The sequence below is a fragment of the Rhizobium sp. rho-13.1 genome (assembly GCF_007000305.1).
GTDB lineage: Bacteria > Pseudomonadota > Alphaproteobacteria > Rhizobiales > Rhizobiaceae > Rhizobium > Rhizobium rhododendri.
The window spans coordinates 1-22,261 of sequence record NZ_SCFL01000004.1; the positions used below are offsets into that span (position 1 = coordinate 1).

Sequence of the window (22,261 nt, forward strand, 5' to 3'; positions counted from 1 at the left end):
TTATCCCCATGAGGTGCTGCGAGCAGGGGCGATGGAGGGAAGCGAGAGAGGAGAGAGAGAGTGTAAGAAATCAGAAAGATCACAAAACCGGAAAGAGCCACCCCGACCTCCCTCATTCCTGTGCTTGTCACAGGAATCCAGCCGCCCAAGTCCTTGGGCGATAAACACTTTTCTCACCAACAGAGAGTCCTCTCACGGCGCAGACGCGCCGTGACTGGATTCCTGTGACGAGCACAGGAATGAGGGAGCCGGGGGCGTCAGGGCAAGGTTGGAGTTTGAAGCGTTTGGCAGTTATGGATATATTTTTCAATACCTGCTCAGTCTGTGGATCCGCGCCACACACCTATGCTTGTGACGAGCCTACACGTGCGAGGGTTACCGCTTGTGGGCGACTCCAGCGCCGTCGTGCCGGGTTTCCACCGTTCTACAGGCCGTGAAGATAGTGGGAGATGTCTTGCCAATCGGGGTTGGTGGTCTCGATCAGGTTGAGCTTCCATTGTCGGGGCCACTTTTTCATCGTTTTCTCGCGGGTGATCGCGGCTGTCAGCAGATCGTGCTCCTCGAACCAGACCAGCGTTTTCACACCGTGTCGCGAGGTGAAGCCGGGGGTCAGTTCATTCTGGTGGTCGTAAAGCCGGCCGGCCATATCCCGAGTCACGCCGATGTAAAGCGTACCGTTGCGTTTCGATGCGAGTATGTAGACGTAGCCTTTCATCGCCGTATCTTTGCGCGAGTATATCAATAGGTACAATCAAAAATTGAAGCCTGGTTACCCGCCGATATTCTTCTCCCTTCTTCTCCCATGGCCCGCTCAAACCCTCCGGCCGATGCGGTTGCGGGTTTGGGAGGGGCTTTCGGCGAACTGGGTGCGGTAGCTGCGGGAGAAGGCGGAGGCGGAGTTGAAGCCGGTGGCGGCGGCGATGTCGGCGAAGGTGGCGGGTGTCTCGATCACCTTGCGGCGGGCGGCGTTGAGGCGGAGCGCGAGGTAGTGGACGTGGGGCGCAACGCCGACGCTTTCGCGGAACAGCGTTTGCAGATGACGGGCGCTGAGCCCTGCGCGCCTGGCGAGGCGGGTGAGCGACAGGGGCTGCTCGACGGTCTCTTCCATGAGCCGCACCGCGTGAGCGACGCGGGGATCGTTCATCCCGAACGCTGCCGTCGACGGCATGACCTGCGTGTTGCTGCGGGAACCGGCCTGCTCGTAGATGAAGAGCCGGGTTACCTCCAGTGCCAGCGAATAGCCCTGCCGCCGCCGGATGATTTCGAGCATCAGGTCGACTGTTGGCAGCGAGCCGCCGGTGGTGATGCGCTTGCCGTCGATGACGAAGCGTTCGCGCACCATCCGTACCTGCGGATAGGCTGCGGCAAAATCGTCGAAATCCTCCCAATGGGTCGTGGCCGCCACGTTGTCGAGCAGGCTTGCTTCCGCCAGCAGCCATGTTCCGGATTCGATGCCGGCGATGACCGTGCGATAACGCGCGGTCTGGGACAGCTGCATCTTCAGGGCCGGCGTGGCGCTGCGCTGCCAGTTGTAGGCGCCGAGCACGAACAGCGGCGTCGTCTCCCTGGCCGGACGAAAGGCGGCGTCTACAGGGATTTGGATATTACTCGTCGTCTGCACCGGAGCGCCGTCGGGGGTGAACAATCGCCACCGGTAGATCTCGCTGCCGGCAATGCGGTTGGCGCCTCGCAGCGGCTCGATGACCGAGGCGATCAGGATCAGGTTGGTCTCCGGCAGGATCAGCAGGTCGATATCCAGCGGGGCATTCGACGAGGTCAGCATAGGGATCGCGGTCCGTTTCCGATAATGTATAATCTACTTCCGAAAATGCAAAGCAATCCTCTCTGTCATGCCGCGTAATCCGGTCAACCAATGGAGACCCCCAAATGCCTCTTGCCATGAATCGCGATGTGTTCATCACCTGTGCCGTTACCGGTGCCGGCGATACGGCTTCGAAGTCCGCCCATGTGCCGGTTACCCCGAAGCAGATCGCCGAATCCGCCATCGATGCCGCAAGGGCCGGCGCTGCCATCGTCCATTGTCATGTTCGCGATCCCGAAACCGGTGCCGGCAGCCGCCGCATCGAGCTTTATCGGGAGGTCACGGACCGCATCCGCGCCTCCGAGGTCGACGTCGTGCTGAACCTGACGGCGGGCATGGGCGGCGACATGATTTTCGGCGACGTCGAAAATCCACTGCCGCTCAATCCTGTCGGCACCGACATGGGCGGCGCCACGGACCGTGTTGCCCACGTCGCCGAGTGCCTGCCGGAAATCTGCACGCTCGACTGCGGCACGATGAATTTCTCGCTTGGCGACTACGTGATGACCAACACGCCGGGCATGCTGCGCGCCATGGCGAAGAAGATGACCGACCTCGGCGTCCGCCCGGAGATCGAGGCCTTCGACACCGGCCACCTTTGGTTTGCCAAGCAGCTGGTCGAGGAAGGCTTGATCGAGGACCCGGTGTTGATTCAGCTCTGCATGGGTATCCCGTGGGGAGCGCCCGACGATCTCAATACCTTCATGGCGATGGTCAACAACGTGCCGCCGAGCTGGACATTTTCGGCGTTCTCGATCGGCCGCAACGCCATGGCCTATCCGGCAGCCGCCATCCTTGCCGGCGGCAACGTCCGCGTCGGGCTGGAGGATAATCTCTATGTCGGCAAGGGAAAGCTCGCCACCAATGCCCAGCTGGTCGAAAAAGCCGTCACCGTCGTCGAAGGCATGGGCGGTCGCATTATCGGGCCGGACGAGGTCCGGCGGAAGCTGAAGCTGACAAAGCGGTAGCAATATGGGTCGGACGACGGAAGTTAGAGCATGGCAGGAACCACTATGACCAAAATCAATAGAGCGGCCTGCATCGGCGGTGGCGTTATCGGCGGGGGGTGGATTGCCCGGTTTCTTCTGGCCGGCATCGACGTCAAGGTGTTCGATCCGCATCCGGACGCGCAGCGGATTGTCGGCGAAGTGCTGGCCAATGCCGAGCGGGCCTATGCGATGCTGACCGGGGCGCCGCTGCCGGCGCGGGGTCAGCTGACGTTCACGGCAAGCCTCGAGGAGGCGGTTGCCGATGCGGACTGGATCCAGGAGAGCGTGCCGGAGCGGCTCGACCTCAAGCGCGGCGTGCTCAACCAGATCGATGCGGCCGCCCGGCCGGACGCGCTGATCGGCTCCTCCACCTCGGGCCTGCTGCCGAGCGAATTGCAGCGCGACATGCGCCACCCGGAACGCCTGTTCGTCGCCCATCCCTACAACCCGGTCTACCTGCTGCCGCTGGTCGAGATCGTCGGTGGCGAGAAGACCTCCGCCGAAACGATCAGGGCGGCAATGGAGCGTCTGGTGCCCATCGGCATGAAGGGCGTCCATATCGCCAAGGAGATCGAGGCGTTTGTCGGCGACCGCCTGCTGGAGGCGCTGTGGCGCGAGGCGCTGTGGCTGATCAGGGACGATATCTGCACGGTCGAAACGCTCGACGACGTCATCCGCTATTCCTTCGGCCTGCGCTGGGCGCAGATGGGGCTGTTCGAGACCTATCGCATTGCCGGGGGTGAAGCCGGCATGCGGCATTTCCTCGCGCAGTTCGGCCCGTGCCTCGCCTGGCCCTGGAGCAAGCTCACCGATGTCGTCGATCTCGACGACGCGCTGGTGGAAAAGATCGGCCGGCAATCTGACGAGCAGGCCGGCGGTCGCTCGATCCGCGAACTCGAGCGCATCCGTGACGAAAACCTCGTCGGCATCCTGCAGACGCTGAAGGGCGGCGACGGCGGCAATGGCTGGGGTGCCGGCAAGCTGCTGAAGGATTTCGAGGATGGCCTCTGGGCCGAGGGCGGCAAGCGCGATACGCTGCACGACACGGCGCGGCCGCTGACACTGGTGGAGACCAAGGTCAGCCCGGCCTGGGTCGACTATAACGGCCACATGACGGAACACCGCTATCTGCAGGTGTTCGGCGACACGTCGGATGCGCTGCTGCGGCTCGTCGGCGTCGATCTCGCCTATGTCCGGGACGGTCACAGCTACTACACCGTCGAGACCCATATCCGGCATCTCGGTGAAGCGAAACTCGGACAGCCGATCCATGCCACCTGCCAGATTCTTTTCGCCGACGACAAGCGGCTGCAGGTTTTCCACACGATCCACAACAGCGAGACGGGCGAAGCGATCGCCACCGCAGAGCAGATGCTGCTGCACGTGGACTCCAAGGCTGCCAAGGCGATGCCGGCGCCGGAAATTATCTTGAACAGAATCATGGCCATCGCCGGTGCCCATGCGACGCTGCCTCCGCCGGAGGGAGTGGGACGGCATGTCGGGCAGAAACGACAGGGGTAGAATGGGTATCGCAATCGGTGCCGCCGGCCCGGGATTCGGGCCGCGAGGCGACAGCCTGGAGATCGATGGGCGGATTGGCAGGGATGCCGGTCCGCATCGTCGCATCGGGGGTAGTTTCTGTCGCGTTCAACCGCTGCAATCGGTGGTGAACCCGCCATTACTGCAGGGTGAAACCGATGGCGGGCGGCCAGCCGATCCGCCGATACACGTCGAGGATTGCCGCGCATCCGGTCACGAAAAGATGCGGCGAATTTATCAGGGAGATCGATCAAGGGTTTGAATTGGCTGCTATCTCCGTATAGTCGTCGGCAATGGATCGGACCGGGAAGTTAACGCCGAAAACGGCAGCCGGGATACGAAGTCTAATAACAACCAGAGAAGAGGAACAGGGAATGAGCGAGTTTACGAAATATCTGACCGGTCGTGTCACCTCGGGGGGCATGAACCGCCGCGAATTCATGGGTCGCGCCATGGCCGCCGGTATCACGCTTGCCGCCGCCGACGCGATGTTTGCCACCAGCGCCATGGCGCAGACGCCGAAAAAGGGCGGCCACCTGAAGCTCGGGCTGGAGGGCGGCTCGTCGACCGACAGCATCGATCCGGCCTCGGCCACCTCGCAGGTCATGTTCGTCGCGGTACGCACCTGGGGCGACACGCTGGTCGAAACCCATCCGCAGACCCGCAAGCCACTTCCGGCACTTGCCGAATCCTGGACATCGTCGCCTGACGCCAAGATCTGGACCTTCAAGATCCGCAAGGGCGTGCAGTTCCACGATGGCAAGGAAATGACCATCGACGACGTCGTCGCCACCCTGCACCGCCATTCCGACGAGAAGTCGAAGTCCGGCGCTCTCGGCATGATGAAGTCGCTGACCAAGATCGAGAACCAGAACGGCGATCTCGTCATCACCCTCGACCAGGGCAATGCCGACATGCCGGCGCTCCTGACCGACTACCACCTCGTCATCCAGCCGAACGGCGGCATGGACAACCCGACGGCAGCGATCGGCACCGGCGCCTACAAGGTGGCCAATTTCCAGGCCGGCGTTCGCATGACCTTTGAGAAGAACCCGAACGACTGGCGCACGGATCGCGGTTATGTCGACAGCGTCGAACTGATCACCATGAACGACGCGACGGCCCGCGTCGCCGCCCTCACCTCCGGCCAGGTCCACTGCATCAACCGCATCGATCCAAAGACGGTCAACCTTCTGAAACGCGCCCCGAACGTCCAGCTTCTGACGACGGCCGGCGGCGGTCACTACGTCTTCATCATGCACTGCGACACCGCACCGTTCGACAACAACGACCTGCGTCTCGCACTGAAATACGCCATCGACCGCGAGGAAATGGTCAAGCGCATCCTTGGCGGCTACGGTTCGCTCGGCAACGACTTCCCGATCAACAGCACCTATGCGCTGTTCCCCGATGGCATCGAGCAGCGCAAGTACGATCCGGACAAGGCGAAGTTCCACTACAAGAAGTCCGGCCATGACGGCTCGATTCTGATGCGGACCTCCGAAGTTGCCTTCCCCGGTGCCGTCGATGCGTCCGTGCTGTTCCAGCAGAGCGCCAAGAAGGCCGGCATCAACCTCGAGATCAAGCGCGAGCCGGCCGATGGCTACTGGACCAACGTCTGGAACAAGCAGCCGTTCAGCGCTTCCTACTGGGGCAGCCGCGCGACGCAGGACCAGTTCTATTCCGGCGCCTATCTGTCAACCGCCGACTGGAACGACACCCGTTTCAAGCGCCCGGATTTCGACAAGCTGCTGGTATCGGCCCGTGCCGAACTGGACGAGACCAAGCGCAAAGACCTCTATCGCCAGATGGCCATGATGGTCCGCGACGAAGGCGGCACCATCCTGCCGATGTTCAACGACTTCGTGAACGCCGGTTCGAAGAAGCTGATGAACTATGTCCAGGACATCGGCAACGACATGTCGAACGGCTATGTCGCCACCCGCGTCTGGCTCGACGCCTGAGACTGAAACCGGGCGGCCGATGCGCCGCCCGCCAGACTGGAGTGTGGATCGTGGGACGTCTCGCCCCCGATCCACCCCCTCAAGTTTCAGAAAAGCCCTATCCGTTTCAGAAAAGGCGGTCAGCCCATGTCCAATTCGATCGACACCGACGGTCTTCCCGGCCGCAGGCTGCGCGAGAAGTTTCCACTGGCGGCGCTGATCCTCGAGCGTCTCATCCTCAGCATAGTCCTGCTGTTTGCCGTCTCGCTGCTGATCTTCGTCGGCCTCCAGGCGCTGCCCGGCGATTTCGCCTCCACCTATCTCGGCCAGTCGGCGACGCCTCAGGCAATCGCCAACATCCGCGATCAGCTGGGACTCAACCTGCCGCTGCTGTCGCGCTATCTGTCGTGGCTCGGCCATGCCATGGTCGGCGACTTCGGTACCTCCTGGGCGAGCCAGAATTCGGTCAGCGAGCAGATCGGCCTCAGGCTCGGTAATTCGCTGTTTCTCGCCGGATTTGCGGCATTGATCTCCGTGCCGCTGGCCGTCGGGCTCGGCATGCTGTCGGTGCATTTCCGCAACCGGATGCCGGACAAGATCATCAACATCGTGTCGCTGGCGGCGATCTCGCTGCCTGAGTTTTTCATCGGCTACCTGCTGATCATGTTCTTCGCCGTAAAGTTCGGCGTCGCCACCTTCCCGGCCACCGTCTATGCCGAAATGAGCCTCTACGACCGGCTGCAAGCAATTGCCCTGCCGACGGCAACGCTGGTTCTCGTCGTGCTCGCCCACATGATGCGGATGACGCGGGCGGCGATCCTCTCGGTGATGTCGTCCGCATATATGGAGACGGCGGAACTGAAGGGCCTTAGCGCCTTCCGCTCCATCGTCCGGCATGCGGCGCCGAATGCGCTGGCGCCGATCATCAACGTCGTGGCGCTGAACCTTGCCTATCTCGTCGTCGGCGTTGTCGTGGTCGAGGTGGTGTTCGTCTATCCCGGCATGGGCCAGTACATGGTGGACGCCGTGACGGTGCGCGACATGCCCGTCGTCCAGGCTTGCGGCCTAATCTTCGCTGCCGTCTACATCCTCTTGAACATGGTGGCCGACATCCTTGCCATTGTCGCCAACCCCCGTCTGAGGCATCCGCGATGAGATTGAGAGAGATCCCCATCACCGCCTGGGTCGGCATGGCAGGCATCCTGCTGGCGCTGGTCTGCGCTATCTTCGCCCCGTGGATCGCCCCGCATGGCGAGACCGAGGTCGTCGGCGAGGTCTGGGCGCCGGCCGACGGGCAATTCTACTTCGGGCTCGACAATCTCGGCCGAGACATTCTCTCGCGGCTGATCTTCGGCGCCCGGACGACGCTGTCCGTGGCGCTCGGTGCGACGCTGATCTCGTTCTCGCTCGGCATCATCCTGTCGTTTACCGCAGCCGTCTCGCGCGGCGTGATCGACACCGTGCTGTCGCGCTTCAACGATCTGATGATGTCGATCCCGACGCTGATTTTCGCGCTGGTGGTTCTGGCGGTGCTGCCGCAGAACCTGGTCGTGCTGATCCTGGTCATGGCTATTCTCGACAGTACCCGCGTCTACCGTCTCGGTCGCGCGGTGGCGCTCGACGTGGCGGTGATGGAGTTCGTCGAGGCGGCAAAGCTGCGTGGCGAAGGCAAGATCTGGATCATCTTCCGCGAAATCCTGCCAAACACGCTGTCGCCGCTCCTGGCTGAATTCGGCCTGCGCTTTGCCTTCGCAATCCTGTTTCTTTCCACCCTCTCCTTCCTCGGTCTCGGCATCCAGCCGCCGACTGCAGACTGGGGCGGCATGGTGAAGGACAACAAGGACGGCATCATCTTCGGCATTTCTGCGGCGCTCCTGCCCGGCGGGGCCATCGCGGCGCTCGCCATCTGTGTCAATCTGGTGGTCGACTGGCTGTTGAAGCGGACGTCCAGCCTCAAGGGAGGACGTGGCGATGCCTGAGCTGCTTTCGGTACGCGGCCTGAAGATCGAGGCCACCAGCTATCCGCCCGGCGAGCCGCCCAAGCGCGTGACTATCGTCGACGATGTCTCTTTCGATCTCGCCAAGGGCAAGGTGCTCGGCCTCATCGGCGAATCCGGTGCGGGCAAGTCGACCATCGGCCTGTCGGCACTTGCCTACGGTCGCGGGGGCGCCGAAATCACCGGCGGGGAAGTGCTGCTCGACGGTGAGAACCTTCTGGCGCTCGGCAAATCCGGCATCCGCCGCGTGCGCGGCGCCCGCGTCTGCTACGTGGCACAATCGGCTGCGGCCGCCTTCAATCCGGCGCACCGGCTCGGCGGACAAGTCATCGAGGCCTCCGTCAAGCACGGCCTGATGACCAAGGAAGAGGCCCGGGCCCGCGCGCTCTATCTGTTCCGCGTCCTCGGCCTTCCCAACCCCGAGACGTTTGGCGAGCGCTATCCGCATCAGGTTTCCGGCGGGCAATTGCAGCGCGCCATGACCGCGATGGCACTGTGCTCCAACCCGGAGCTGATCGTCTTCGACGAGCCGACCACGGCGCTCGACGTGACGACCCAGATCGACGTGCTCGCCGCTATCAAGCACGCCATCGAGGCGACCAACACGGCGGCCCTCTACATCACCCATGACCTTGCCGTCGTTGCCCAGATTTCCGACGACATCATGGTGTTACGCAACGGCAAGACGGTGGAATACGGCACCGCCCAGCAGATCATCGAGGCGCCGCGCGAGGCCTATACTCAAGCGCTCGTCAACGTCCGCCAGGCGCTGCGGACCGAGGCTGCCGTCCAGACCGGCACGCTGCTGAAGGTCGAGAACATCACTGCCGGCTATTCCAACGGCTTCAAGGTGCTGTTCGACGTCACGCTGCATGTGCCGAAGGGCCAGACGCTGGCGATCGTCGGCGAATCCGGTTCCGGAAAGTCGACGCTGGCACGCGTCATTACCGGCCTGCTACCGCCCCAGCAGGGCAGTGTCTCGTTCGGCGATAAAATGCTGTCCCCTGCCCTGAAAGGTCGCTCGAACGACGACCTTCGACGCATCCAGCTGATCTACCAGATGGCCGACACGGCGATGAACCCGCGCCAGACGGTGCGCGATATCATCGGCCGGCCGCTGACCTTCTATTATGGCCTGCGCGGTGCGGCAAAGACAGCCCGGGTGAAAGAGCTGCTCGAGCAGATCGAGATGGGCACCGGTTTCGTCGATCGCTATCCGGCCGAACTCTCCGGCGGCCAGAAGCAGCGTGTCGCCATCGCCCGTGCGCTTGCCGCCAATCCGGAGCTGATCCTTTGCGACGAGCCGACCTCGGCGTTGGATCCGCTGGTCGCGGAAGGCATCCTAAACCTGCTGATGAAGCTGCAGGAGGAAAAGCAGCTCTCCTACATCTTCATCACCCATGACATCGCCATCGTGCGCGCCATCGCCGACAGCGTCGCAGTTATGCATCGCGGCAAGCTGGTTCGGTTCGGGCCGAAATCGACGGTCCTTTCGCCACCCTTCGACGACTACACCGACCTGTTGCTGAAATCGGTGCCGGAAATGGAGATCGGCTGGCTGGAGAAGGTCTTGACGACGCGGAAGATGGAGAGCGCGGGGAATTGAGCTATGATGCTGGTGTCTGTCGGCGCTGGCTCAAAGTCTTCCTCATACCTGTGCCCGTCACAGGTATCCAGCCACGGCGCGTCTGCGCCGTGAAAGGACAGGGCGCGGTGCTAAGATCAACTATACTCTTTGGAGGTGCAACATGCGTGAGATTGAACTTCAGAAGGCACAGGAAAAGTTGTCCGCCCTCGTTAAAGACGCATTGAAAAGCAAGCCCACCATCATCACCCGCGATGGCGAAAAGTCGGCGGTCATTCTATCCTATGATGACTATCAAAATCTTCCAGGCGTTCGGCTGAGTGCTGAGGCAGGGGTCATGCACGAGTAGCTATTGCTGGAACGAAAGACTGATACCTATCAAGTTCTTCGACATCTGATTATTGCCTTTGACTATTGCCTTGGAATTGGAATGCCATGACTGACCGCCCCTTCACCGTCATCGAAAACCAGTGGATCACGCTTGCCGACGGCACGCGGCTCGCTGCCCGTATCTGGATGCCTGACAATGCCGAGGCAGATCCGGTGCCGGCGGTGTTCGAGTTCCTGCCATATCGCAAGCGTGATGGAACCAGCCCGCGAGACGAATCCACCTATCCAGTGTTTGCGGCTGCCGGCGTTGCCGGGGTGCGCGTCGATATCCGGGGGTCGGGCGAATCCGATGGCGTCATCGATGGCGAATATACCGAGCTGGAGCTCGCCAATGCCTGCGAGCTGATCGCCTGGATTGCCGCCCAGCCGTGGTCGAACGGGTCTGTCGGCATGATGGGGATTTCCTGGGGCGGCTTCAACTGCCTGCAGGTGGCAGCCCTCAATCCGCCGGCGCTGAAGGCGGTGATCTCGATCGCCTCGACCGTCGATCGCTATAATGACGACATTCACTACAAGGACGGCTGCCATCTGTCGGCGCAGCTCTCCTGGGCAGCGACCATGCTCGCCTACCAGTCACGTGCGCCCGACCCCGAGATCGTCGGCGAGCGCTGGCGCGAGATGTGGATGGAGCGGCTGGAGAACGAGCCGTTCTTCATGGAGGAGTGGCTGCAGCACCAGCGTCGCGACGCATTCTGGCAACATGGATCGATCGGCGACGATTTCTCGGCCTTCAAGGTTCCGGCCCTTGTAATCGCCGGGTGGGCCGATGGTTACCGCAATACGCCGCTGAAAGCCGTCGAGGGACTGGGCGACAAGGCCAAGGCGCTGATCGGCCCCTGGGTTCACAAATATCCACATTTCGCCTGGCCGAAACCGCGTGCCGATTTCCATGGCGAGGCAATTGCTTGGTGGAACCGCTGGCTGCGCGGCGAGGACAACAGTATCGAAAACCTGCCGCAGGTGCGCGCTTTCATGCTCGATGCCCCGAAGCCCGCGACCCGCCGCGATGTCGATCCCGGCTTCTGGGTTTCCAAGCCCGAATGGCAGCAACCGGATATGCAGTGCTTCTATGTCGAGCAATTCGGTACGCTGATGGAAGGGATGCCGATCCCGCATGCGCCGGAGCACCCGGTCTTCCTGAAGTCGCCGCTCGACACGGGCACCGCATCCGGCGAATGGTTCACCCTCAAGCCGGATGCCGAGATGGCACTCGACCAGCGCGGCGACGATGGCGGCTCGCTGGTGTTCCAGACGCCGGTGCTGACGGAAGCCCATGACTTCCTAGGGCGCCCCGAACTGACGCTGACAGTCCGCGCTCACGCCGAGCTTGCCAATCTCTGCGCCCGCCTCGTCGATATCCATCCGGACGGTACCGCGACGCGAGTGACCTTCGGCGTTCTTAATCTCGCCCATCGTGACAGTAATGCCGAGCCGCAGCCGATGGTGCCGGGCGAGCCGACGCAGATCCGTCTGGTGCTCGATGCCTGCGGCTATCGATTCCAGGCCGGCCACCGCATCCGCCTGTCGCTGTCGACTGCCTACTGGCCGATGCTGCTGCCGCCACCCGTCGACGAAGGCGTGACCATCGATCTCGCCTCTATAGGCCTTGCGATGCCGCTGCTCGGCGAGCACCAGATGTTCGAGATGAAGCAGCCGGATAACCCCGATCCGCTGCCGAAGTATATCGAGCACAAGCCGAGCGAGACGAAGCGCCAGGTGGTGCGCGATCTCTCCGCCGGTCGCACCGATTACTGCGTTTATGAAGACACCGGCCTGTTCGAGCATCCCGGCACCGGCCTGTCGACGCGCCAGCTGCGCGACGAGGTGTGGTCGATCTCCGCCAACGATCCGTTGTCGATGAAGGGCAAATCGGTGTGGACCTGTGACATGCAGCGGCCCGGCTGGTTCGTCCGCACCGTCTCGACCGCGACGATTGCCTGCACGGCGACGGAATGGCTGATCGGCGGTTCGGTCATCGGCTACGAGGGCGAGACGAAGGTCTTCGAAAAGACCTTCGACAAGGCCGTGCCGCGCGACATGATGTGATCAGAGCGTGTCGGCAAATCGGCTGACCGCGATGCAGACTGCGCGAAAGCCTGCCTGTGCGCCGTTGCTCATATGGCGGGCCCGGAGCCAGGCATGCACCATCTGCGGCTCCTCGCGGAACCAGACCTCGACGCCGTCAGCGGCAAGCCGTCCGGCATAAAGTCTTCCGTCGTCGCGCAGCGGATCGAAATGGGCGACCGTGATGTAGGCTGGCGGCAGGCCCGCACAGGTCCGGGTTAGCAGCGGATGAGCGACAGGCTCGTCTGCAGGTGCCTTGAGGATGGCGCGATAATAGGCGACATCGGCGGTTGTCAGCCCCGGAGCGTCTGCCATCTCCTGGTAGGAGCCCGAGACGAGGTCGCCGCCGAGCGCCGGGTAGATAAGCACTTGGCCGACGATCCCATCCAGCCCTTCGTCACGTGCCCTGAGCGTCAGGCCTGCCGCGAGGTTGCCGCCGGCGCTGTCGCCGATTAGGACGACCGTCTCGCCATCGCCCAGCAGCAGCTTCAGCACCGTGAAGCAATCGTCCGTCTGCACCGGCCACACATGTTCCGGGGCCAGGCGGTAATCGACGGCAATCAGTTCGGCGCCCGCAGCGTCGGCGATCTCGGCGCAGATCGAATGATGGCTCGACAGCGAGCCGACGACATAGCCGCCGCCATGCAGATAGAGCAGTTTCGTCGACGTCCGCACGTCGGCGGGGCGATATCGACGGGTCGGGACGGTGCCAATCGGGCAATCTTCTGCCGTCATGCCGTCCGGCATTCGCCTCTCGAACTGGGCGCAGAGTGCATCGTACCAGAGACGCTGCTGGCCAATCGACGCATCGACGGCATCGGCCGGGTAGAAGCTGTCGCACAGCTGCAGGAATTCGAGGATGCCTGCCTCGCCTGGCATCGGGCGGATGGTTTCCGGCATTGTCTTCTCCCCGTTTGCAGGCGCATTTCGCCAAAAATCACGCTGTGCGATTCCCGGACTCGATAAAAACCCGTTTTTAACGTTTACCGCTTATTCATCTCTCGGAAGAGAGTGAGTTTGCGATGCGAAAATTGTTTATCGCCGCCCTTGTCGTGTTGTCCAGTTGCGCGACGGCGCCCCATCAGATCCGCAACAGCTGCGCCATTTTCGAGCAGCGCGACGGCCTTTTCAACAACTGGCGAAGGGCAGCCGACAAGGCCTCGCGCGAGTACGGGGTCCCCGTGCCGGTGCTGATGGCGACGATCTACGTCGAATCCGGTTTCCAGCCCTATGCACGGCCACCGCGCACACTATTGCTCGGTTTCATCCCATGGACGCGGCCTTCCAGCGCCTATGGTTATGCCCAGGCTCTCGATGGAACATGGTCGCGCTACCAGCGGGCGACCGGCCACTGGTCGGCCCGACGGACCAATTTTGCCGACGCGATCAATTTCATCGGCTGGTACCATGCGCAAAGCCATCTCCAGAACGGCATCGCGCTGAACGATACCTACAATCTCTACATGGCCTATTATGTCGGCCATGACGGCTACAGCCGCGGCAGCTTCCGCTCCAATGGCGAGCTGCAGCGCACCGCCCGCCGGGCCGCCGGCATCGCCTCGACCTACAACAGCCAGCTGCGCACCTGCGGCGGCTGATGGGCCGCCGTCCGCGTTTCGGCCCTGTGAAAATGGTTCTTCGTTCCTAGGTTAGGCTTATCAGCCCTTGAAGGAACACAGATGAAAATCGCAGTCCTGGACGACTATCAGAATGTAGCCCTGACGCTTGCCGACTGGTCCGATGTGACCGCGCGGGCCGAGGTCACCGTCTTCAACGATCACCTCGCCGACCGGCAGAAACTCGTCCAGCGGTTGGCGCCGTTCGATGTGATCTGCGTCATGCGCGAACGCACGCCGCTGCCGGCCGAGTTGCTGGCACAATTGCCTAACCTGAAGCTCATCGTCTCGACCGGCGCGCGTAATGCCTCGATCGATGTTGGAGCTGCAGCGGAACGCGGCATCGTCGTCAAGCACACGGGCTATGCATCGACGGCGACCGTGGAAATGACATGGGCGCTGATCCTCGGCGTTGCCCGTCACGTCGCCAGCGAGAATGCCTCTCTTCGATCCGGCGGCTGGCAGCGTTCGATCGGTTCCGATCTCAACGGCAAGACGCTCGGATTGCTCGGGCTTGGCAATGTCGGCTCGCGGGTCGCGACCATCGCCCAGGCATTCGGCATGAAGACCATCGCGTGGAGCCAGAACCTGACGGCCGATAAGGCCGAACAGTTCGGGACGACGCTGGTCTCTAAAGAGGCGCTGTTCCGGCAATCCGATTTCCTGAGCGTACATCTGGTGCTCAGCGATCGCAGTCGCGGACTGGTCGGGGCCGACGAGATTGCGCTGATGAAGCCTTCCGCCTTCCTCATCAATACCTCGCGCGGCCCTATCGTCACGGAGGCAGCGCTGATCGATGCACTCAAGCGCAAGGCCATCGCCGGTGCTGCGGTGGATGTCTTCGACGTCGAGCCGATGTTGCCGGATCATCCATTCCGGACACTGCCCAACGTCCTGGCAACCCCGCATATCGGCTACGTCTCGCAGTCGCTGTACGAGACGTTCTACGGCGATACCGTTAGCCATGTCAGCGAATGGCTGACCGCGAACGCCGGCTAGCGTTCGTGAAGGGACGGCTTGTACCGGCCCCTAATCGACCTCATCCGGTGCAAGAGGCGGCGCTATCTGCTCGAATGTGCACTGGCGCGGGTCCTTGTCCGGTCGCCAGCGCACCAGCGTCGTTCCGTGCCGGAAACGCCGGCCTGTCACCTGGTCGAAGCGGACTTCCACGACAAGCTCCGGCCGCAGGGGCTGCCACGCTGCGCTGCGCTCGGTCGTCCAGCGGCTGGGGCCGCCCGGCGCCTTGCCGGCAAAACCTGGTGGTGCCTGCAGCGCCTCGAGCTGTTTTGTGAGATCCGGTCGTTCCTCGTCCGAAATTGTCGAGGTGTAGCCGACGTGATCGAGCTTGCCGTCCTCGTTGTAGAGGCCGAGCAGAAGCGAGCCGACTTCGGCGCTGTTGCTCTCGTAGCGGAAGCCGCCGATGACGCAGTCGGCGGTGCGCAGGCGTTTCACCTTCAGCATCGCGCGGATGCCCGGCTCGTAGGCGCCGTCTCGGCGTTTGGCGACGACGCCGTCGGTGGCGCTATTTCCCGACGACGAAAGCCAGCGCTCAGCCTGGGTAAGGTCGGTCGTGAAGGGCGACAGTACCATCTGTCGCGGACGGGGGTTCTGCTTTGCGAAGCTTTCGAGTGCGCTACGGCGCTCGGACATCGGCAGGTCGACCAGCGGCATCCCGTCCGAAGACAGCAGCATGTCGAACATGACGAGGCGAGCCGGCGTGGCGGCGGCGAGCTTTCGAATGCGGCTTTCCGCCGGATGAAGGCGCATCTGCAGCGCCTCGAACGAGAGGTGACCGTCGATTTCGATCACCAACTCGCTGTCGATGATAAATCTCTCGGCCGGAATCTCGGCCAATAGTGCGAGAACCTCGGGAAAGTAGCGTCCGAGCGGTTTGCCGGATTTCGCATGAAGCGCGACTTCCTCGCCATTTTTGAACGCGAGGCAGCGGAAGCCATCCCACTTCGGTTCGTATTGCCAGCCATCGCCCTGCGGCAACGCCTCGGCGGAGCGCGCCTCCATCGGTGATGTATCGAGCGCGATGCCGAGCAGGTCTCCCTTGCTGACATCAGCCTTTTTGCCTTTCCGGCCTGCCTTCACCGCCATCAGGCCGCGTCCGCGCGCGATTTTGCGAGGCGCTTTACCGCCGGGGCGAGTGGGCGGGCGCCGTCGTTGTAGTCTTCCCAGGCCGAGCTCTTCTTCAGCAGGGCGGGCACGGTGCGGATTGTGAAGCCTTTCGGGTCGAGGTCGGACTTGACCTGCGACCAAAGGATCGGCATCGACACCGTCGCGCCCGGTCTCGCGCGTGTCGAAAGCGGGGCGACTGCCGTCGCCATGCGGTCGTTGCGCAGGTAATCGAGGAAGATGCGTCCGTTGCGAAGCTTCTTTGCCATGTTGACGACGTAGCGGTCAGGGGCGTCATGGGCCGTCTGAAGACAGAGGTCGTGGGCAAACGTCTTCGCCTCCTGCCATGTCAGCGCCGTCTTGCCTTCCGACAGAGGTGTGACGACGTGCAGGCCCTTGCCGCCGGTGGTCTTGCAGAAGCTGACAAGGCCTAGCTCCTCGAGCCGGTCGCGCAACTCGCGCGCAGCCTCGACTACGGTCGAGAATGGCACGTCAGGGCCGGGATCGAGGTCGAATACCAGTCTTCCGGGCACTTCGGGTTTTTTCGGCAGGCAATTCCAGGGATGCAGCTCGAGCGCCGCGACTTGCGCCACCGCGGCAAGGCCTTCGATGCGGTCGATTTCGAGATAGGGCTTGCGATCGCCTGATACGGTGACAAGATCCAGCAGGTTCGATGTGCTCTGCATTGCATGCCTCTGGAAGAACTGCTCGCCGCCGATGCCGTCGGGCGCCCGGATTATCGAGCACGGCCGACCGGCAATGTGGTCCATCATCCATGGACCGACCGCCTCCAGATACTGGGCAAGATCCAGCTTGGTGACCGGCTCGCCGTCGCCGGCGTCAGGCCACATGGCCTTGTCTGGATGGGAGATCGCCACGCCCATGACCGACGCCCGGGCTGCTGCGCCCCGCCGGGTTGCGTGGACTTTCTCTTCCGGATGCGGCACCTCTACCTTTACAGGCGATGCAGGCTTTTCGGCCTCGACCTCGGATGCGGGCTTGTCGTCGCGCAGGCCCTTGAACGCCGCCTGTCGAACCTGCCCGTCATTCGTCCAGCCGGCGAATTCGATCTCGGCGACGAGCTCCGGCCTTGCCCAGACAATGCTCGCATCCTTGCGCGGGGCACCGATGCCGGTGAATGGCGATTTGTCAGCTTTGACGGCTTCCAGTCTTGGTTCGAGCGTCTTGAGTTTCGCCTCGCCATATCCGGTGCCTACTCGGCCGACATAGACGAAATGATCGCCTCTGTAGACGCCAACCAGCAGCGAACGGAACCGTCCGTTGGTCGTTGCCCATCCGCCGACCACCACCTCGTGGCCGGCGCGGCATTTCGACTTCGACCACGAGGCGCTACGGCCGGAATGGTAGGGAGCGTCGAGCTTCTTCGAGATGATGCCTTCAAGGGAAAGCTGGCAGGCGGAGCGCAGCACCGCGTCGCCACCGGTGTCGAAATGCTCGACAAACCGGATGCGGGCATCGGGCTTTGCTTTGTCCAAGATCTTCTGCAGGCGAATCTTGCGCTCGGAAAGAGGTTGTTCGCGCACGTCCTCCCCGCCATCGAACAGCAGATCGAAGGCGAAGAAAACGAGATCCTCAGTCTTTCCCTCTGAAAGGGCTGCCTGCAGGGCGGCAAAGTCCGGCGCGCCATGGCTGTCGAGCGCGGCGATTTCCCCGTCGATGATGCCATCGGGCAGAGCCTCTGCGGCGCGGGCAATCGCGCTGAACTTGTCCGTCCAGTCGAGGCCCTTGCGGGTCTTCAGGCTGACGCTACCGCCCACTATCCGCATCTGGATGCGGTAACCATCGAACTTGATTTCGTGTACCCAGCCCTTACCGGACGGTGGCCGTGCGCCCGTGTCACAAAGCTGCGGCGGTATGAAATCCGGCATTGCCGAGCTGCTTTCCTTTGCGCCGGCTTTGCCCTTGACCTCGGCCTTGGCTGACTTGCGCGTTGGCTCTTTGGTAGCGCGTTCTTCTGCAGCCAGTCCCTCGCTGGTGTCCCAGACAGCGCCGGCGGACGAAGTGCTCTTAGCAAGCATGAAAGGTTTGGGGGCCTTTCCCTTGCCTGCGGCAATCGTTTCCAACGAGCGGCCGGACGCGACGGAGCTATCCTTCTCGAGAATTTTCTCGCCGCCGGTGTCCACGGCATGATCGTCATGATGCTTGATCAGCAGCCAGTTGGTTCGCTTGCCGCCGTTCCGGTCGTGCTTCATGCGGACAAGCACAAAGCTGCCATGCAGCTTTTCGCCCTCGAGACTGAATTTGAAATCGCCGTCTTCAAGCGCTCTTTCCGGGGTCTTGCTGCCTTCCGGCTCCCAGTATCCGCGGTCCCACAGCAGCACCGTGCCGCCGCCATACTGGCCTTTCGGAATTGTACCTTCGAAGTCGCCGTAGTCGAGCGGATGGTCCTCGACCTCGACGGCAAGGCGCTTGTCGCCGGGATCGAGAGACGGACCCTTGGTGACTGCCCAGGACTTGAAGACGCCGTCGAGTTCCAGGCGCAGGTCATAGTGAAGCCTCGTCGCGTCGTGCTTTTGGATGACGAACCGCCTTCTGTTCGAGGCAGCAATCTCCGTTTCGCCGCTCGGCTCCTGCGTTTTCTTGAAATCTCGCTTGGCGCGATAGGTCTTGAGATTTTCGTCGCCGACCATGGGTGTCTCCAGAGTTCCGTCATCGACACAACGCAGGCGCGTGGCCTTTGTTCTGTGCCCGGATTCACTTTCGCCCCCTGCGCCGGAGTCTGGCGCGAGGGAGACGAAAGGATTGCGGGCGGATCAGCGGTGGCGGTTGACGCCGTGTACGGCCAGTGCCAGGAGATATCCCATGCCGGCTGCGGTCAGAACGCTGAGGACCGGGTGCAGCCTGACGGTCTCGTCGACCACCGCCTCTACCGCATTCGCGTTTGACTTGAGCTTGGTGCGCGCCGCATCTGTCATATCGGCTATGGAAGTCGACAGGCTGGCGACCTCGGCCTTTAGCGCTTCAACCTGGTCGGCGACGGTATCTGAAAAGTCCGACTTCGGCTGCGCCAGGGCTTCATCGACGAGCGGCGCGTCGGAGGGCTCGATGATGCCTAGCGGCGTAGCGGGTTTCGGTGTGAATTCTTCGGCCATGATGTCCTCCTGAGGTTGAAAAGCAGCAACCAGTCAGGATGGGATATGTTCCCATGGTTAGGAGCGTGATGGTTTCGGTTCGCGCATATGTAGGCACAGCTCATAACTTCGATCGCAAGCCACGGAGCAGCGGAAGCTTCTGGACGTCTGCGCCGGCTTTGGGGATCAGGACTTCGGCTTGTGCTCGGCTTCGATAGCCGCGTCATGATACCAGCTGCCGCCATAGGCAGCATCCGCATACGCACCTTCGGAAAACCGATTGAGCTTTCGATCGAGCAATACGACGGTCGCGTCACCACCGAGGTCGCGTCGGACCTTACGGGTGATGATGGGAAACTGGTAGATCGTTGCCGTTTCTGCGTGTGTGTTTGCCATTGATGTCTATCTTTCGTTTCCCCGTGGAGATCACGACTCCCGGCATTCTCAATGTAACATGTCTGCCTGCCATTTGCTCGAAATGATTAAAAAGAAATCATTATGTTGAATATGTAGGCAATTCGCCGTTTTCCGCAAGGGAAATCGTGGTGATATTGTGGCGTAAATTTACGCTGACAGATCATTGTCAGCGTTGTGCCGGCCTATGCCGTGAGCGAAGCGAACCGGAAGATGCGCTTCCATGCGGAAAAGGCCGCAGATGTCGCCACCAGCGCAGCGCGCTGGCCTCTTTAATATGTGAATTTTAGAATATTCTGGTTAAAGAAGTGTGCCAACCGCTGGAAGATGGCGTTGCGAAGGGGTTGGCGCAGAAACTGGCATAGCAAATGCATGTCTCTTGGCAAACGTGGACGGCCACGATCCGAGGCCGCCGACGCCGATAGACTTTACTGACCTTAGCTTCGTAAACCTATGAGAGGTTCGCCATGACGAAATATAAACTCGAGTACATCTGGCTCGACGGTTACACGCCGGTTCCCAATCTGCGCGGCAAGACGCAGATCAAGGAATTCGCCGCATTCCCAACTCTCGAGGAACTGCCTCTCTGGGGTTTCGACGGATCGTCGACGATGCAGGCCGAAGGCCGCAGCTCCGATTGCGTGCTGAAGCCCGTTGCCGTTTTTCCGGACAGTGAGCGCTTGAACGGCGTTCTCGTCATGTGCGAAGTCATGATGCCGGACGGCGTCACGCCGCATCCTAGCAATTCCCGCGCTACCATCCTCGACGATGCCGGCGCCTGGTTCGGCTTCGAGCAGGAATACTTCTTCTACGAGAACGGCCGTCCGCTGGGCTTCCCAGAAGCCGGCTATCCTGCTCCGCAGGGTCCTTACTACACGGGCGTCGGCTATTCGAACGTTGGCAGCATCGCGCGCCAGATCGTCGAAGAGCACCTCGACATCTGCCTTGCAGCCGGTATCAACCACGAAGGCATCAACGCCGAAGTGGCGAAGGGTCAGTGGGAATTCCAGATCTTCGGCAAGGGCTCCAAGCGCGCCGCCGACGAAATGTGGATAGCCCGCTACCTGCTGCAGCGCCTGACCGAAAAGTACGGCGTCGATATCGAATATCACTGCAAGCCGCTCGGCGACACAGACTGGAACGGCTCGGGCATGCACGCCAACTTCTCGACCGCCTACATGCGCGAAGTCGGCGGCAAGGCCTATTTCGAAGCCCTGATGGCAGCCTTCGAAAAGAACCTGATGGACCACATCAATGTCTACGGTCCTGACAACGACAAGCGCCTCACCGGCAAGCACGAAACTGCTCCGTGGAACAAGTTCTCCTACGGCGTTGCCGACCGTGGTGCATCGATCCGCGTGCCGCACTCGTTCATCAAGAACGACTACAAGGGCTACCTCGAAGATCGCCGCCCGAACTCGCAGGGCGACCCCTACCAGATCGCTTCGCAGATCCTGAAGACCATTGCAGAAGTTCCGACCGAAGGCAGCGTCTCCGCCGCCGCATAAGGTTAGTCTGTTGCGTCATCGATGGGCCGCCTCCTGAAAGGGTCGCGGCCCATTTTTTTGTTTATTGGCGGTACAAGGCGAACTGGTCGCGTCCTGCCGATTTCGCCCGGTACAGTGCGTCGTCGACATTCTTCAGAAGCGTCTGCCGATCATTGCCGGCCTCCGGTGCCACGGCCGCTCCGACGCTGACGCTGACGCGGATCATTTCCCCCTCGATCACAAAAGGCTCGCGGAAGGCCCCGACCACCCGTTCCGCCAATGCGGCTGTTGCTCTGGGGCTGCCGAGTTCCGGAGAGAAGATGGCAAACTCGTCGCCGCCCATGCGCACGGCGATGTCGCTCGAGCGGATGACTGCGCGGATGCGCTCCGCCCCCTGGCGCAGGATATCGTCGCCGCCGTGATGGCCGAGCCGGTCATTGATCGCCTTGAACCCGTCAAGGTCGATATAGAGCGCTCCGAACGGGCGGTCGGATTCGAGGGCCTTTGTCAAAGCGCTATCGACGAAGGCCGGCAGCGCCGATCGGTTGAAGAAACCGGTGAGCGGGTCCGTCATCGCCGCCGTGCGGAGATCCTGCTCGGTGAGCGACATGACGATATTCGACTTTTGCAGCCGCAACAGAGCGCTGGCGACCACCGCAAAGTTTCGCAATGTCTCGATCTGCAAGACGTCGAGCTCGCGCGGATGGGTGTCGAGAATACAGAATGCGCCCACTGCCAACCCCGGATCGAGCTCGACCGGTGCTCCTGCATAAAAGCGGAAAAAGGGATCGCCGTCGACGAAGGGGAGATGCCTGAGCTCGGGATCTTCCTTCAGATCGGGGACGACGAGCAGGTCGTTGCCGTAGACGACCCGTGTGCAGATCGACTGGTCGCGGCCGCAATCGCCGAGCACCAGGCCCGCCTGACCGGCTATGCGAAGCCAGTCCTCCTCTACGATGTTGATGGCCGCAAAGGCAGTTCCGAAAACATTGCGGGCAAGTCCTGCCAGAGCTTCCATTTCGGTGGTCGCGCCACCGCGTGCAGAACTCAGGGAACGGACGGCAATCAGCCGTTCCGCCTCGTTGTCTGGCTTCAGCCCAAGTCCTTGCACCCTTTCCTCCACCGCTTTTCGCCTGCTTTAGACATAAGGCAGATATCATGGAAAGGTAGAGGGCGCGGTTGTGCCATTCCGGTTACCTCGC

General features: G+C 62.0%; 19 protein-coding genes. 11 read left to right on the forward strand and 8 right to left on the reverse strand.

The window, feature by feature from the left end:
• Positions 1-424 precede the first annotated feature (424 nt).
• Positions 425-715 carry a GIY-YIG nuclease family protein gene (locus EQW76_RS13310; protein WP_111221098.1) on the reverse strand — a complete coding sequence of 97 codons (291 nt, stop codon included), beginning with the start codon at positions 713-715 and terminating at the stop codon, positions 425-427.
• Between the two features lie 96 nt (positions 716-811).
• A complete protein-coding gene (locus EQW76_RS13315) occupies positions 812-1,783 on the reverse strand; it encodes a GlxA family transcriptional regulator (RefSeq protein ID WP_142824869.1) in 972 nt (323 codons plus the stop codon).
• Between the two features lie 104 nt (positions 1,784-1,887).
• Here EQW76_RS13315 and EQW76_RS13320 point away from each other — a divergent pair, with 104 nt between their 5' ends.
• The 8 genes from EQW76_RS13320 to EQW76_RS13355 all read left to right on the forward strand — a co-directional run bounded on the left by EQW76_RS13320 (position 1,888) and on the right by EQW76_RS13355 (position 12,311).
• Positions 1,888-2,790, forward strand: a complete 903-nt coding sequence (locus tag EQW76_RS13320; protein ID WP_142824870.1) for a 3-keto-5-aminohexanoate cleavage protein — start codon at positions 1,888-1,890, stop codon at positions 2,788-2,790.
• A 45-nt stretch (positions 2,791-2,835) separates the two neighbouring features.
• Positions 2,836-4,332 (forward strand): carnitine 3-dehydrogenase, encoded by a 1,497-nt coding sequence (locus EQW76_RS13325; protein WP_142824871.1) that lies wholly within the window; start codon positions 2,836-2,838, stop codon positions 4,330-4,332.
• A gap of 392 nt (positions 4,333-4,724) precedes the next feature.
• Positions 4,725-6,314: an ABC transporter substrate-binding protein gene (locus EQW76_RS13330; RefSeq protein ID WP_142824872.1), complete on the forward strand. Its 1,590-nt coding sequence runs from the start codon at positions 4,725-4,727 to the stop codon at positions 6,312-6,314.
• A 126-nt stretch (positions 6,315-6,440) separates the two neighbouring features.
• Positions 6,441-7,448 (forward strand): ABC transporter permease, encoded by a 1,008-nt coding sequence (locus EQW76_RS13335; RefSeq protein ID WP_142824873.1) that lies wholly within the window; start codon positions 6,441-6,443, stop codon positions 7,446-7,448.
• Positions 7,445-8,272, forward strand: a complete 828-nt coding sequence (locus EQW76_RS13340) for an ABC transporter permease (protein WP_142824874.1) — start codon at positions 7,445-7,447, stop codon at positions 8,270-8,272. The genes EQW76_RS13335 and EQW76_RS13340 overlap by 4 nt, the downstream gene beginning before the upstream one ends.
• Complete coding sequence (locus EQW76_RS13345; protein ID WP_142824875.1) at positions 8,265-9,896, forward strand: ABC transporter ATP-binding protein; 1,632 nt, start codon at positions 8,265-8,267, stop codon at positions 9,894-9,896. Before EQW76_RS13340 ends, EQW76_RS13345 begins: the two co-directional genes overlap by 8 nt.
• A gap of 142 nt (positions 9,897-10,038) precedes the next feature.
• Positions 10,039-10,224 (forward strand): type II toxin-antitoxin system Phd/YefM family antitoxin, encoded by a 186-nt coding sequence (locus tag EQW76_RS13350; protein WP_142824876.1) that lies wholly within the window; start codon positions 10,039-10,041, stop codon positions 10,222-10,224.
• 86 nt (positions 10,225-10,310) lie between these two features.
• Entirely contained in the window at positions 10,311-12,311 is a 2,001-nt protein-coding gene (locus EQW76_RS13355) for a CocE/NonD family hydrolase (RefSeq protein WP_142824877.1), read from the forward strand.
• Here EQW76_RS13355 and EQW76_RS13360 read toward each other — a convergent pair whose 3' ends face one another.
• On the reverse strand, positions 12,312-13,229 hold the full coding sequence (locus EQW76_RS13360) for an alpha/beta hydrolase (protein WP_224128019.1): 918 nt from the start codon (positions 13,227-13,229) through the stop codon (positions 12,312-12,314). It lies immediately after the preceding gene.
• A 122-nt stretch (positions 13,230-13,351) separates the two neighbouring features.
• Between EQW76_RS13360 and EQW76_RS13365 the strand changes: the two genes are divergently transcribed.
• Both EQW76_RS13365 and EQW76_RS13370 read left to right on the forward strand, forming a co-directional pair.
• Positions 13,352-13,927: a transglycosylase SLT domain-containing protein gene (locus tag EQW76_RS13365; RefSeq protein WP_142824878.1), complete on the forward strand. Its 576-nt coding sequence runs from the start codon at positions 13,352-13,354 to the stop codon at positions 13,925-13,927.
• An 81-nt stretch (positions 13,928-14,008) separates the two neighbouring features.
• Positions 14,009-14,944, forward strand: coding sequence for a D-2-hydroxyacid dehydrogenase family protein (locus EQW76_RS13370; protein ID WP_142824879.1), 936 nt, complete (start codon positions 14,009-14,011; stop codon positions 14,942-14,944).
• Positions 14,945-14,974: 30 nt separating this feature from the next.
• Here EQW76_RS13370 and EQW76_RS13375 read toward each other — a convergent pair whose 3' ends face one another.
• The 4 genes from EQW76_RS13375 to EQW76_RS13390 all read right to left on the reverse strand — a co-directional run bounded on the left by EQW76_RS13375 (position 14,975) and on the right by EQW76_RS13390 (position 19,554).
• The gene (locus EQW76_RS13375) at positions 14,975-16,048 is read right to left on the reverse strand and encodes an ATP-dependent DNA ligase (protein WP_142824880.1); all 1,074 of its coding nucleotides are present in this window, start codon (positions 16,046-16,048) and stop codon (positions 14,975-14,977) included.
• Positions 16,048-18,717: a DNA ligase D gene (gene ligD / locus EQW76_RS13380; RefSeq protein WP_142824881.1), complete on the reverse strand. Its 2,670-nt coding sequence runs from the start codon at positions 18,715-18,717 to the stop codon at positions 16,048-16,050. Before ligD ends, EQW76_RS13375 begins: the two co-directional genes overlap by 1 nt.
• A 123-nt stretch (positions 18,718-18,840) precedes the next feature.
• Positions 18,841-19,179, reverse strand: a complete 339-nt coding sequence (locus tag EQW76_RS13385; protein ID WP_142824882.1) for a hypothetical protein — start codon at positions 19,177-19,179, stop codon at positions 18,841-18,843.
• Between the two features lie 165 nt (positions 19,180-19,344).
• The gene (locus EQW76_RS13390) at positions 19,345-19,554 is read right to left on the reverse strand and encodes a DUF2735 domain-containing protein (protein ID WP_142824883.1); all 210 of its coding nucleotides are present in this window, start codon (positions 19,552-19,554) and stop codon (positions 19,345-19,347) included.
• Between the two features lie 485 nt (positions 19,555-20,039).
• Here EQW76_RS13390 and EQW76_RS13395 point away from each other — a divergent pair, with 485 nt between their 5' ends.
• Positions 20,040-21,080, forward strand: a complete 1,041-nt coding sequence (locus tag EQW76_RS13395) for a glutamine synthetase beta-grasp domain-containing protein (RefSeq protein WP_142824884.1) — start codon at positions 20,040-20,042, stop codon at positions 21,078-21,080.
• 61 nt (positions 21,081-21,141) lie between these two features.
• Here the strand turns inward: EQW76_RS13395 and EQW76_RS13400 are convergent, their stop codons facing one another.
• Positions 21,142-22,170, reverse strand: a complete 1,029-nt coding sequence (locus tag EQW76_RS13400; RefSeq protein ID WP_224128021.1) for a sensor domain-containing diguanylate cyclase — start codon at positions 22,168-22,170, stop codon at positions 21,142-21,144.
• Positions 22,171-22,261: the final 91 nt, after the last annotated feature.

What these genes read in the sequence shown, in the direction of transcription:
- EQW76_RS13350 (WP_142824876.1), top strand. Translation starts at nt 10,039, where the DNA reads ATGCGTGAGATTGAACTTCAGAAGGCACAGGAAAAGTTGTCCGCCCTC.
- EQW76_RS13385 (WP_142824882.1), bottom strand. Translation starts at nt 19,179, where the DNA reads ATGGCCGAAGAATTCACACCGAAACCCGCTACGCCGCTAGGCATCATC.
- EQW76_RS13355 (WP_142824877.1), top strand. Translation starts at nt 10,311, where the DNA reads ATGACTGACCGCCCCTTCACCGTCATCGAAAACCAGTGGATCACGCTT.
- EQW76_RS13345 (WP_142824875.1), top strand. Translation starts at nt 8,265, where the DNA reads ATGCCTGAGCTGCTTTCGGTACGCGGCCTGAAGATCGAGGCCACCAGC.
- EQW76_RS13390 (WP_142824883.1), bottom strand. Translation starts at nt 19,554, where the DNA reads ATGGCAAACACACACGCAGAAACGGCAACGATCTACCAGTTTCCCATC.
- EQW76_RS13320 (WP_142824870.1), top strand. Translation starts at nt 1,888, where the DNA reads ATGCCTCTTGCCATGAATCGCGATGTGTTCATCACCTGTGCCGTTACC.
- EQW76_RS13340 (WP_142824874.1), top strand. Translation starts at nt 7,445, where the DNA reads ATGAGATTGAGAGAGATCCCCATCACCGCCTGGGTCGGCATGGCAGGC.
- EQW76_RS13330 (WP_142824872.1), top strand. Translation starts at nt 4,725, where the DNA reads ATGAGCGAGTTTACGAAATATCTGACCGGTCGTGTCACCTCGGGGGGC.
- EQW76_RS13395 (WP_142824884.1), top strand. Translation starts at nt 20,040, where the DNA reads ATGACGAAATATAAACTCGAGTACATCTGGCTCGACGGTTACACGCCG.
- EQW76_RS13370 (WP_142824879.1), top strand. Translation starts at nt 14,009, where the DNA reads ATGAAAATCGCAGTCCTGGACGACTATCAGAATGTAGCCCTGACGCTT.
- EQW76_RS13375 (WP_142824880.1), bottom strand. Translation starts at nt 16,048, where the DNA reads ATGGCGGTGAAGGCAGGCCGGAAAGGCAAAAAGGCTGATGTCAGCAAG.
- ligD (WP_142824881.1), bottom strand. Translation starts at nt 18,717, where the DNA reads ATGGTCGGCGACGAAAATCTCAAGACCTATCGCGCCAAGCGAGATTTC.
- EQW76_RS13325 (WP_142824871.1), top strand. Translation starts at nt 2,836, where the DNA reads ATGACCAAAATCAATAGAGCGGCCTGCATCGGCGGTGGCGTTATCGGC.
- EQW76_RS13315 (WP_142824869.1), bottom strand. Translation starts at nt 1,783, where the DNA reads ATGCTGACCTCGTCGAATGCCCCGCTGGATATCGACCTGCTGATCCTG.
- EQW76_RS13310 (WP_111221098.1), bottom strand. Translation starts at nt 715, where the DNA reads ATGAAAGGCTACGTCTACATACTCGCATCGAAACGCAACGGTACGCTT.
- EQW76_RS13360 (WP_224128019.1), bottom strand. Translation starts at nt 13,229, where the DNA reads ATGCCGGAAACCATCCGCCCGATGCCAGGCGAGGCAGGCATCCTCGAA.
- EQW76_RS13365 (WP_142824878.1), top strand. Translation starts at nt 13,352, where the DNA reads ATGCGAAAATTGTTTATCGCCGCCCTTGTCGTGTTGTCCAGTTGCGCG.
- EQW76_RS13335 (WP_142824873.1), top strand. Translation starts at nt 6,441, where the DNA reads ATGTCCAATTCGATCGACACCGACGGTCTTCCCGGCCGCAGGCTGCGC.